The organism is Micromonospora sp. AB353 (genome assembly GCF_049538395.1).
In the GTDB taxonomy this organism is placed as follows: domain Bacteria; phylum Actinomycetota; class Actinomycetes; order Mycobacteriales; family Micromonosporaceae; genus Micromonospora; species Micromonospora aurantiaca.
Window position 1 is genome coordinate 51196 of the sequence record NZ_JBMVFV010000008.1, and the last position, 10001, is coordinate 61196.

Here is a 10001-nt window from a genome sequence, read left to right on the forward strand (position 1 = left end):
GATCCGGCAGACCGCCAGGAGGGACGAGAACCATGACCGTTGTCGACACCACTCCCCCGCCCGTCGCCCGTGGTCTGCACCGCACGCTGTGGGTGCTCCAGGGCTTCCTCGGCGTCTTCTTCATCGTCGCCTCGGCCGGCCCCAAACTGTTCGGCGAGACGAACGCGGTCCAGACCTTCGAGGACATGGGCGCCGCGCCCTGGTTCCGCTACCTCGTCGGTCTGCTGGAACTGGCCGGTGGCATCGGGCTGCTCGTGCCGAGGCTGGCCGGCCTGGCCGCCGTCGGGCTGGCGCTGCTCATGATCGGCGCCGCTGTCACGCAGGCGTTCATCCTGCACGGCGGCGCGCTGGTGCTCACCCCCGTGGTGCTGTTCGTGCTGTTCGTGTTCATCGCGTGGGGCCGCCGCCACTCGATCCGCTCGCTCCTCGGCCGCTGATCAGGGGGTGCGCGGGCCGGCCCGTCAGGGCGTCCAGCGCACCCCCGGGTTCACCCGCCCGAACCAGTCGAAGACGGCCATGTTGTCCCACTGGTTCCCGGTGCCGTTGATGTTCGCCGGATCCCAGCCGTTGCCGCTGACGGCGTACCAGGTCGGCTCCCAGTAGAAGACACCGATCGCGCCGGCGTCGCGGGCGGTGTTCTGGACCCAGTCGAACTCCTGGGCCTGCCCGGCCCACGTCGCGCTGATGCCGTCGCAGGTCGCGTCGCCGATGGCGTTCGGCTCGCCGTCCGCGTCGGCCCGGGTGAAGGGGTACGCGGTCTCCACGATCACCACCGGCTTCCCGTAGCGGTTCCGCACGTCGACGATGTTGTTGTAGAGGTTCGCCAGGCTGCCGTGCCACATGCAGTAGTAGGACAGGGCCGTCATGTCCCACTGCACGCCCTGCGCGCGGATGCCGTCGTAGAACCAGCGGGCGTTGGCGTTGCTGTCGGCGTTCGCAGTGTGGATCATCACGGGGATGCCGCCGCCGCACGCCTTCACCGCGTTGTAGGCCTGCTTCAGCAGCCCGGCCAGCGGGGCGAAGTCGTTGTTGACGACCTTGCCCTCGTTCCACAGCATCCCGACGTTGATCTCGTTGCCGATCTGCACGCTGTCCGGCAGGGTGCCCTGCCCGCGCAGGGCGGCGCAGACGTCGTAGGTGAAGGCGTACACGTCGTTGCGGAGCTGGCTGAGGCTGTGCCCGGCCCAGGCGGCGGGCTTGTACTGCTTGCCGGGGTCGGCCCAGGTGTCGGAGTAGTGGAAGTCGATCAGCACCTTGAGGCCCTTGGCCTTCGCCGCGCGCGCCTGGGCCAGCACCCTGCTCTTGTTGTTGTAGCCGCTGGCCGGGTTGTTCCAGACACGCAGCCGGACGTAGTTGACGCCGACGGACCTGAGGATGTCCAGCGGGTCGCGGGCCACCCCGCCCGCGTCGTAGTACTTGGCGCCCAGGTCCAGGCTGCGCTGCAACGAGGAGACGTCGGCACCGCGCATGCTGAGCGTGTTCGCGGCGGCGACCGGCGCGGGCGTACCCCCGAATGTGGTGGTGACGGCGAGGACGACGGCCGTGACGGCCCCGACCAGGGCGCGACGGCGGTGGCGTGTGGTCACAGGACTTCCTCTCAGCCGACAGTGCAGGGGGCGCCGTTGAGCGCGAAGCCGGTCGGCGGCGCGTCGCTCGCGCTCCACCGCCCCTGGAAGCCGAAGGTCGCTGATCCGTCCGGCGCGATGACGCGGTTCCAGTCGGCGTTGCGGGCGGTCACGGCGGTGCCGGTCTGGCCGACGGTGGCGTTCCACGCGGTGGTGACCTGCTGGTCCCCGGGGAAGCCGAAGGTGACGATCCAGCCGTCGACAGGCACCGTCCCGGTGTTCTGCACCGTGACCGTGGCGACGAAACCGCCCTGCCACTCGGCCTGGTTCCGGTAGGTCACCCGGCAGGTCGAGGGCGGCGGGGGCGGCGGAGTAGACGTCGTGGGCACGGTGACCGTGTTTGATGCGATCGACACGTTGCCGGCCGCGTCGCGGGCCCGCACGTAGTACAGGGTGCGCAGCGGCGTCGGCGGGGGCAGCGCCGCCGTGTACGTCGTGCCCGGCACGGTGGCGACGAGCGTCGAGGTGAACCAGCCGTCGAACCGGTAGACGTTGTACCCGAGCACGCCGACGTCGTCTGTCGACGGCGCCCAGGACAGCGTGGCGGTCGAGGCGGTCACGTCGCCGACGGTGAGGTTCTGCGGGGCGCTCGGCGGGGTGGTGTCCGGCCCGGTGTCGGTCACCGGGGTGACCACCGTCAGCGCCTCGGTGGACGGCGAACGGCGGCCGTCGCCGTCGCGGGCCGACACCCGGAAGGAGTACTGCCGGCCCGGCTGGATGTAGCCGGTGATCGTGGCGGTGGTGACGTCACCGAGGCTGAGGCCGTAGACCACGTCGTCGAACGCCTGGTAGTACATGATGTCGTACCCGACGACCGGGCAGCAGCCGCGCGTGGCGGCCGTCCAGGTGAGGGTGACCGACGTGGTCCGTACCCGGGTGGCGGTCAGGTTGGTGGGCGCGCTCGGCGGGAACGGCGTGGTGCTGGGCGGGTCGGGCGTCCCGGGCGTCGACGTGGGCGACGGCGCGGTCCCGGTCGGCTCCGCGGCGGGCACCGCGGTGCCGCCGGGCGCCGGCGCGGCAGCGGGGTACGCGGTGCCGGCGCCGGCCGACGGCACGGCGATCAGTGCGGTGCCGAGCACGGCGGCGGACAGCACGACGGCGGCCGGCAGACCCGGCCGCAGGCGGCGCAGAAGCGAGGACGAGAAGACGGCGGCCATGGGGTAGACGATGCCCGCAACGTATCGATGATCGCCAACATGTCCCACACCTCGGCCGGCACGGCAGCCGCGACGCGGACCCTCCACCTCATTCGGTGTTTTGCGCCGCTTATGTCGGCAATCAGCCACAATCGGGACGACAGGGTGAGCCGCTGCGGAACGGCCACCGCACGCACGAGCGGCTGGACGGGAAGCGGCGATGGCCACCTTCGAGTACCGCTGCCCGCAGGACGGCAGCTTCGACGTCGTGATGCCGGTCGGCACCGCGGGGCCGTCGGCGAGCTGCCCCCGGTGCGGGTCTCCGGCGGCACGCGTGTTCTCCCCGCCGGGGCTCGCCCGCGTGCCGGCGGCGCTGCGTGAGGCCGTGGACCGGACCGAGCGCAGCGCGGAACAGCCGGAGGTGGTCGGGCGGGTGCCCGGCCGTCGCCCGGCGCGCCGCTCGACGAACCCGGCCCACGCCCGCCTGCCCCGATGGTGACCACGAGAAGGGCTCGACACCGTGCCTGAACTGCTGTTCTCTCTCGACTCCACGAAGAGGTTCACCGACCAGGAGAAGGTCGGGCACAACCGCTGGCATCCCGACGTCCCGCCCGTGGCGGCGGTACGGCCCGGACAGTCGTTCCGCGTCCACTGCCGCGAGTGGTTCGACGGCGCGATCCACAACGACGACTCCGCCGACGACATCCGGGACGCTCCGCTGACCCGGGTGCACGCTCTCAGCGGCCCGTTCGCCGTCGAGGGCGCCGAGCCGGGCGACCTGCTCATGGTCGACATCCTCGACATGGGCCCGATCCCTCAGGAGTCCGGTCCGCTGGCCGGTCAGGGCTGGGGCTACACGGGCATCTTCCCCACCGGCAACGGCGGCGGCTTCCTGACCGAGCAGTTCCCCGACGCCTACAAGGCGGTCTGGGACTTCACCGGCCGCAAGGCCACCTCGCGGCACATCCCCGGCGTCTCGTTCACCGGGATATCCCACCCGGGGCTGATGGGCACCGCCCCGTCCGCGTCGCTGCTCGCGACCTGGAACCAGCGGGAGGGGGCGCTGATCGCCACCGCACCGGACCGGGTGCCGCCCCTGGCCCTGCCTCCCGAGCCCCAGGACGCGATCCTCGGCAGCCTCACCGGCGCCGACTTCGACCGGGTGGCCGCGGAGGCGGCGCGAACCGCGCCGCCCCGGGAGAACGGCGGGAACCAGGACATCAAGAACTTCACCGTCGGCAGCCGGGTCTTCTACCCGGTGTACGTGCCGGGTGCCAACTTGTCCCTCGGCGACCTGCACTTCTCCCAGGGCGACGGAGAGATCACCTTCTGCGGCGCCATCGAGATGGGCGGCTTCGTCGACCTGCACGTCGACCTGGTCAAGAACGGCATGCAGACGTACGGCGTCGCCGAGAACACGATCTTCATTCCGGGTGACACGCCGCCGCAGTTCTCCCAGTGGCTGGCCTTCTCCGGGCTCTCCGTCACCCTCGACGGCGAACAGCGGTACCTCGACTCGCAGCTCGCCTACCAGCGCGCCTGCCTGCACGCCATCGACTACCTGACCCGCTTCGGCTACCAGCCGGAACAGGCGTACCTGCTGCTCGGTGCCGCACCGATCGAGGGCCGGCTCTCCGGCGTGGTGGACATCCCCAACTCCTGCGCGACCGTCTACCTGCCCACCGAGATCTTCGACTTCGACATCCGCCCCTCGGCCGCCGGTCCGACGCGGATCGACCCGGGCAAGGGCGCCCCGAAGGCCACCATGCGGTGAGCAGGTGCCCCTGACTGCCGGTGGTCCGGCGACGGGCGACCACGCTACGGTGCGCGGATGACCGTCCTGCCCGGCACGACGAGGAGAGGGGACACCTCATGCAGAAGTCATCCCTGACCGCACTGGCCCGCGAACAGCTGAAGCTCGCGCACGCCTCCTCCAACGGCCGCAGCAGCTCCACCGTCTACGGCGGTCACGAGCACAGGCTCCGTCAGACGGTGATCGCGCTGACCGCCGGGCAGATGCTCAGCGAGCACGAGAACCCCGGCGAGGCCACCGTCCACGTCCTGCAGGGGCGGGTCCGGCTCGGCGCCGGCGAGACGTCCTGGGACGGCGCACCCGGCGACCTGCTGATCGTGCCGGACCGCCGGCACACGCTGGAGGCGCTCGAAGACTCGGCGGTGCTGCTCACCGTCGCCAAGCGCTGACGACCGCACCCGTCCTCATCGGGCTTCGATGACGGCGGTGGCCCCTGCCGGGCGGTCCGGCCGGAGCCGGACCGCCCGCCCGTCGATCAGGCGCGAGTGCGCTGCCGCTGCCGGGTCGACACGACCGCGACGACAGCCATCAGGACCGCGACGACCAGGGACGGCAGGGCGTCCGGCCGGCGCAGCAGTTCCCCCGTCAACCCGGCGTTGTCCAGCTGGTGCAGCGTGCCCAGCAGCAGGGTGGGGACGACGGCGATCAGCAGCCGCTGGTCGGCCGTCGCCACCCACAGGAAGGCGGCCACCCCGGCGACCACCAGGACGGCGGCGACGATCCGCGGACCCGCGTCGACCATGCGGAGGCCACCCGCGGGGATGAGATGCAGGGCGAGAATGCCGGCGGTCACCAGGACGGCGTTGGCCCGGGGCGCCGGCGGCACGTCCGCCGGGCGCCGCAGGCCCAGCACGATCAGCGGCGCGGCGACGACCGGCGCCCACCACTGCGGCAGGCCGTTGAGGAACAGGTACGGCGAGATCAGGCTCGGCACCACCGCCGCGGTCACCGGCAGGACGGCAGCGGTGCGGGTACGGTCCGCGACGAGCGCCACCAGCGCGGCGGTCAGCACGACCTCGTGGACGCCCTGGTTGCGCAGGACGGTCACGGGGTCCGCGAGCCCGCCGTACTGCAACGCCTCGACGAGGTCGTCCAGGCCGATGAGGACACCCAGCGCCAGCACCGCCAGGGCGCCGAGGTGAAGGCCCTGCCAGAACAGCACGGCGGTGGGACGGGCGGCGGTGCTGCCGCCGTACACCCGCAGGCCGCCCCGGACGAGCGAGGCCGCCTCCCGGGCGCTGGGCCAGCGACGGGTGGTGGGTTCGTCGCCGATCAACGTGTCGATCAGCTCGTCGGCGCGTTCGCGTCGGTAGCCGGCCGGGTAGGCCCGCAGCAGGATGCGGTAACGCTTCTCCAGGACATCGGAACTCATGCGGGTCTGATCCTCACGGTGGAAGGGTGACGGGCACTTGCCTGCGATGCGACCCGGCGCGGCAGGCGGTCCATGACCACCCGGGCGGCCTGGGCGAGCCGGTCGGCCTCTTCGGTGAGTACGCGACAGCCCTCGTCGGTGAGCCGGTAGTAGCGACGGGCACGCCCGTTGACGATCTCCTCACCGTCGGCGGTGACGAGGCCCTCGCCGAGCAACCGGTCGATCACCGAGTACAGCGATCCGGCGGCGAGGGTCACCCGCCCGCCGGACAGCTCGGTCACCCGCTTGATCACGGCGTAACCGTGGAGCGGCCCGCCGAGCAGGGCGGCGAGGACGAAGTACGACGGTTCCCGTAGCGCGGGACGCGATGCCGATCCCATGAACCGAATATACAACCTACTTGAGTATACGTCCAAGGTGAATGTGCACAGTGGCAGGTGCGACACCGACAGACGGTCCCCCCGCACCGGCGTCGTCTGTCGCTCTGCCGCTATCCCACGGTCGCCAGGAAGTCCGAGTAGAACAGGCCCAGGCCGGCCGCGACGCAGACACCGGCCACGATCCAGAAGCGGACCACGATGGTGGACTCGCTCCATCCGGCCAGCTCGAAGTGGTGGTGCAACGGCACCATCCGGAAGACCCGCCTGCCGGTGGTCCGGAACGAGACGATCTGGATCACCCAGGTCGTGGTGATGATGACGAACAGCCCGGCGATCAGGATCGAGAGCAGCGTCGTACGGGTCACCACCGCGAGCCCGCCGATCAGGCCGCCCAGCCCGAGCGCGCCCACGTCACCCATGAAGATCCGCGCCGGTGACGTGTTCCACCACAGGAACCCCACGCAGGCGCCGGCCGCCGCGGCCGCGATCATGGCGATCTCCAGCGGATCGCGGACCTGGTAGCAGTACTCGTTCACGCGGGCGTACCCGTCGTCGGCGCACCAGTGCCGGTACTGCCAGAAGCCGATCAGCGAGTACGCGCCGAGCACCAGGATCGACGCGCCGGTGGCCAGGCCGTCGAGGCCATCGGTGAGGTTCACGCCGTTGGACATCGCCGTGATCACGAAGATGAAGACCATGACCGCGCCGACCTTGCCGACGTCCAGCCAACTGATGTCGCGGATGAGCGAGATGTGCTCGCTGGCCACGGTCTGGCCGTTGGTGCTCGGCACGTACAGCGCGGCCACACCGAAGCCGCCGCCGACCAGCGCCTGGCCGAGCAGCTTGCCCTTGGCGGACAGCCCGTCGGAGTTGCGCCTGCGCACCTTGAGGAAGTCGTCGAAGAAGCCGACCGCGCCGCAGAAGACGAACAACCCGAGCAGCACCAGGGCCGTCATGGTCGGCCCCTCCTGCGCGATCTGCCGTTCGGGCAGGGTGGTCAGGGCGAGGTGCCCGGCGACGTACGCGAGGACCGTCGCCACGATGAAGACGACGCCGCCCATCGTGGGCGTGCCCACCTTGTGCTCGTTGCTGGCGAGCCCGATGGACCGGATCGGCTGACCGGCCTTCAGCGCGGTGAAGACGCGAACCGCCACCGGCGTACCGAACAGGGAGATGACGAACGCGACGGCGGCCGCGACGATGACGGCCCTCACGGACGGGCCTCCACGAGCTCCGGATTCTCAGCGGTCACGAGACGTGAGCTTGCCATCCGGCGGCGGACGGAGCAGCCCCTGACCGTCGCCACGCCGAGGCTGGCGCGTACGCCGTAGCGTCGACGGCATGAGAACGATGCTGGTGTCACTCGCGGTGATCGTGGTGGTGGTGCTCGCGCTCGTCGTCTTCGTCGCCCGGCGCGACCGGACGAGACGCCCGTCGGACGAGGACTCGGCCGCCGTCCGCCAGGCCGGCGCGGACCGGCACCGGCACGACGCGCAGCGGCAGGCCGCGTCGGGTCTCGCCGAGCGGCACCGCAACCCGCCGAGCACGTAGGCGCCACCGGCGGTGCGGGCCGGTTTTATCGGTGGCCCCGCCGCGACCCACCGTGCAGGATCACCTGGTGGTCCCACCCGACACGGTTCTCTCCGACCTCCGCGAGGCGTGGCGCCGCACGCTGGCGGATGACCTTCTCGGCCTGTATGTGCACGGGTCGCTCGTGGCAGGCGACTTCGACGTGAACCGCAGCGACCTCGACCTGCTCGCGGTGCTCGCGAGCGACCCGGACGAGAAGCTCCTCGGCGTCCTCGCCGACCTGCACGCGGACCTCGACCGGCGGCACCCGCTGTGGGCCGGCCGGATCGAGGTGGAATACGTGTCCCTGGACGCGGTGCGCGCCGTTCCCGGACGGGACCACGTGATCGCCCGGATCAGCCCCGGGGAGGCGCTGCACCTGCTGCCCGCCACCACCCACCGCGTCGTGACCTGGGCCGCCGTGCACGACTACGGCCGTACGCTGCTGGGACCGCCGGCCGGCGAACTGCTGCCCGCCGTCGAACCCGGCCTCGTCCGCGCCGCCCTGCGGGACCACGTCCGCGACTGGCCGGCCTGGGTGCTCGAGATGACCCCACCCGGAGCCCAGTCGTACGCGGTGCTCACGCTCTGCCGGGCCTACCAGCGCCTGTGCGACGGGCGGCAACTGTCCAAGCGGCAGGCCGCCGAGCAGACGATCGCCGCCCTCCCGCGATGGGCGGACCTGATCGTCTGGGCGCGCGACTGGTGGTACGACTCCGGCCAGGACAGCGATCCCGGCCGGGTCGACGAGGTCAAGGCGTTCGTGCACGAGGTCAGCGCCGCCATCCTGACCGCGACCGATGGTGGGCAGTGGCGCGAGATGGACTGCGACGCAGCAACGAAGCAGGCGGGCATCGTCGACGTGGCGGCGATCCATCCCGGCCAGGAACGCCGACCCGGAGCGACGCATGGCCCGGCCGGCCGCCGGGCCGGTGTCGATCTCCCGGCTCACCCTGACCTGGAGCGGCCGCGCTCGGGGATGAGTCCCCGGACCACGAGCCACGAGCTGCGCGGCGGTAAAGTGGAGAGGGACGTAACCGCTGCCGGCAAAGGGTGAGACCTTCCGTCGAGGGTCGTGGACTCGCGGCAGGGCGCCGCTAGTCGAGCCCGGCCATTTCCTCGGGGGACAGGCGCAGCGCCCCGGCGGCCAGGTTCTCGACCAGATGGTCGGGGTCGCCCGTACCGGGGATGGCCAGCATGTGCGGCCCGCGGCTAGGGTCCACGCGATGCGCACCTGCGCCGGCGTCGCCCGTGCGCCCGGGCGACGGCCGCCACCGCCTCGTTGCCGGCCACGCCACCTGCCTCACGTCCGACGCCGGCGATCGCGAAGAACGGCACGAAGGCGACGCCCTACTCCCCGCAGGTGGGCACGAGCTGGTCGTGCACACGTCGGAGGGGTCGCGGCCCGGCCCGACCTTCGTGGTGATGACCAGTTCGTCGGCGTACGGCGAAAGCGCCGTGTTGATCAGCTCGTTGGCCGACCGCAGTGGCGAGAAGTAGAACGCCGCCGTGTCGATGTGGTTGACGCCGAGCTCGACCGCCCGGTGCAGCACGCCGATGACGCGTTCGCGGTCGCTCGTCACACCGCGGTTGCCGGTCAGGCGCATCGCGCCGAATCCGATCCGGTTGACGGTCAGGTCGCCTGAGCGTCCAGGTGCCTGCGGACGCCGCAGTAATCATGTTGGGCGTTGGGCGAACCTAGCCATCCCCGCTGACCTGCACAGGCGGTCATCCGCCCGATACCGGTTCCCGGAGATCGCTGTTAGGTTATATACAGTGAACGACGATGATTTTCCACGGGGAACGGCGGCGCGGATCTCGCCGGGGTCGAGGGCTTACGCGCCGCTGAACGGCCTCTTCAACGTGCCCCGCTGTCCTCCGACGTCGCGGAGTTGGATCGGCTGATCGACGACCGCCTCGTGTTCACCGGCCTGACGGCCGTCTCTACTCCAAGCAGAACGACCTGCACGCGCACCGATCCGGCCAGCAGACGATGACCCGGGTCGACGAAAAGGACCTGGCCGTGCTCGCCGTCGGCGGCACCGGGGGTGACGTGGTTCCTCGGCACGCTGGAAGGCACCCTTGCCGGCGAGCCGTTCTCGCCCG

11 protein-coding genes and 1 pseudogene are annotated in these 10001 nt (G+C 71.3%); 6 read left to right on the forward strand and 6 right to left on the reverse strand.

What is annotated here, in order from left to right:
• Positions 1–32 precede the first annotated feature (32 nt).
• Complete coding sequence (locus ACPCK6_RS06465) at positions 33–437, forward strand: DoxX family protein (protein WP_423480593.1); 405 nt, start codon at positions 33–35, stop codon at positions 435–437.
• A gap of 24 nt (positions 438–461) precedes the next feature.
• Here ACPCK6_RS06465 and ACPCK6_RS06470 read toward each other — a convergent pair whose 3' ends face one another.
• Together ACPCK6_RS06470 and ACPCK6_RS06475 are read right to left on the reverse strand one after the other, a co-directional pair.
• Positions 462–1586 (reverse strand): glycoside hydrolase family 53 protein, encoded by a 1125-nt coding sequence (locus ACPCK6_RS06470; protein WP_423480594.1) that lies wholly within the window; start codon positions 1584–1586, stop codon positions 462–464.
• 11 nt (positions 1587–1597) lie between these two features.
• Positions 1598–2782 carry a cellulose binding domain-containing protein gene (locus tag ACPCK6_RS06475; RefSeq protein ID WP_423480595.1) on the reverse strand — a complete coding sequence of 395 codons (1185 nt, stop codon included), beginning with the start codon at positions 2780–2782 and terminating at the stop codon, positions 1598–1600.
• A gap of 199 nt (positions 2783–2981) precedes the next feature.
• Between ACPCK6_RS06475 and ACPCK6_RS06480 the strand changes: the two genes are divergently transcribed.
• The 3 genes from ACPCK6_RS06480 (at position 2982) to ACPCK6_RS06490 (ending at position 4963) form a co-directional block, all read left to right on the forward strand.
• The gene (locus ACPCK6_RS06480; RefSeq protein WP_423480596.1) at positions 2982–3260 is read left to right on the forward strand and encodes an FmdB family zinc ribbon protein; all 279 of its coding nucleotides are present in this window, start codon (positions 2982–2984) and stop codon (positions 3258–3260) included.
• Between the two features lie 21 nt (positions 3261–3281).
• Positions 3282–4535 carry a formamidase gene (fmdA, locus tag ACPCK6_RS06485; protein WP_423480597.1) on the forward strand — a complete coding sequence of 418 codons (1254 nt, stop codon included), beginning with the start codon at positions 3282–3284 and terminating at the stop codon, positions 4533–4535.
• Positions 4536–4633: 98 nt separating this feature from the next.
• Entirely contained in the window at positions 4634–4963 is a 330-nt protein-coding gene (locus ACPCK6_RS06490) for a cupin domain-containing protein (RefSeq protein WP_423480598.1), read from the forward strand.
• An 86-nt stretch (positions 4964–5049) separates the two neighbouring features.
• Here ACPCK6_RS06490 and ACPCK6_RS06495 read toward each other — a convergent pair whose 3' ends face one another.
• The 3 genes from ACPCK6_RS06495 to mraY all read right to left on the reverse strand — a co-directional run bounded on the left by ACPCK6_RS06495 (position 5050) and on the right by mraY (position 7540).
• On the reverse strand, positions 5050–5946 hold the full coding sequence (locus ACPCK6_RS06495) for a hypothetical protein (protein ID WP_423480599.1): 897 nt from the start codon (positions 5944–5946) through the stop codon (positions 5050–5052).
• The gene (locus ACPCK6_RS06500; RefSeq protein ID WP_135239087.1) at positions 5943–6326 is read right to left on the reverse strand and encodes a PadR family transcriptional regulator; all 384 of its coding nucleotides are present in this window, start codon (positions 6324–6326) and stop codon (positions 5943–5945) included. Before ACPCK6_RS06500 ends, ACPCK6_RS06495 begins: the two co-directional genes overlap by 4 nt.
• Positions 6327–6436: 110 nt before the next feature.
• Positions 6437–7540: a phospho-N-acetylmuramoyl-pentapeptide-transferase gene (mraY, locus tag ACPCK6_RS06505; RefSeq protein WP_318333179.1), complete on the reverse strand. Its 1104-nt coding sequence runs from the start codon at positions 7538–7540 to the stop codon at positions 6437–6439.
• 127 nt (positions 7541–7667) lie between these two features.
• On the opposite strand from mraY, the gene ACPCK6_RS06510 reads away from it, so the two are divergent.
• Together ACPCK6_RS06510 and ACPCK6_RS06515 are read left to right on the forward strand one after the other, a co-directional pair.
• Positions 7668–7877: a hypothetical protein gene (locus ACPCK6_RS06510; RefSeq protein WP_423480600.1), complete on the forward strand. Its 210-nt coding sequence runs from the start codon at positions 7668–7670 to the stop codon at positions 7875–7877.
• A 67-nt stretch (positions 7878–7944) separates the two neighbouring features.
• Complete coding sequence (locus ACPCK6_RS06515; RefSeq protein WP_423480601.1) at positions 7945–8952, forward strand: aminoglycoside adenylyltransferase domain-containing protein; 1008 nt, start codon at positions 7945–7947, stop codon at positions 8950–8952.
• A 40-nt stretch (positions 8953–8992) separates the two neighbouring features.
• Here ACPCK6_RS06515 and ACPCK6_RS06520 read toward each other — a convergent pair.
• Positions 8993–9575, reverse strand: a pseudogene (locus ACPCK6_RS06520) (aldo/keto reductase).
• Between the last annotated feature and the right edge of the window lie 426 nt (positions 9576–10001).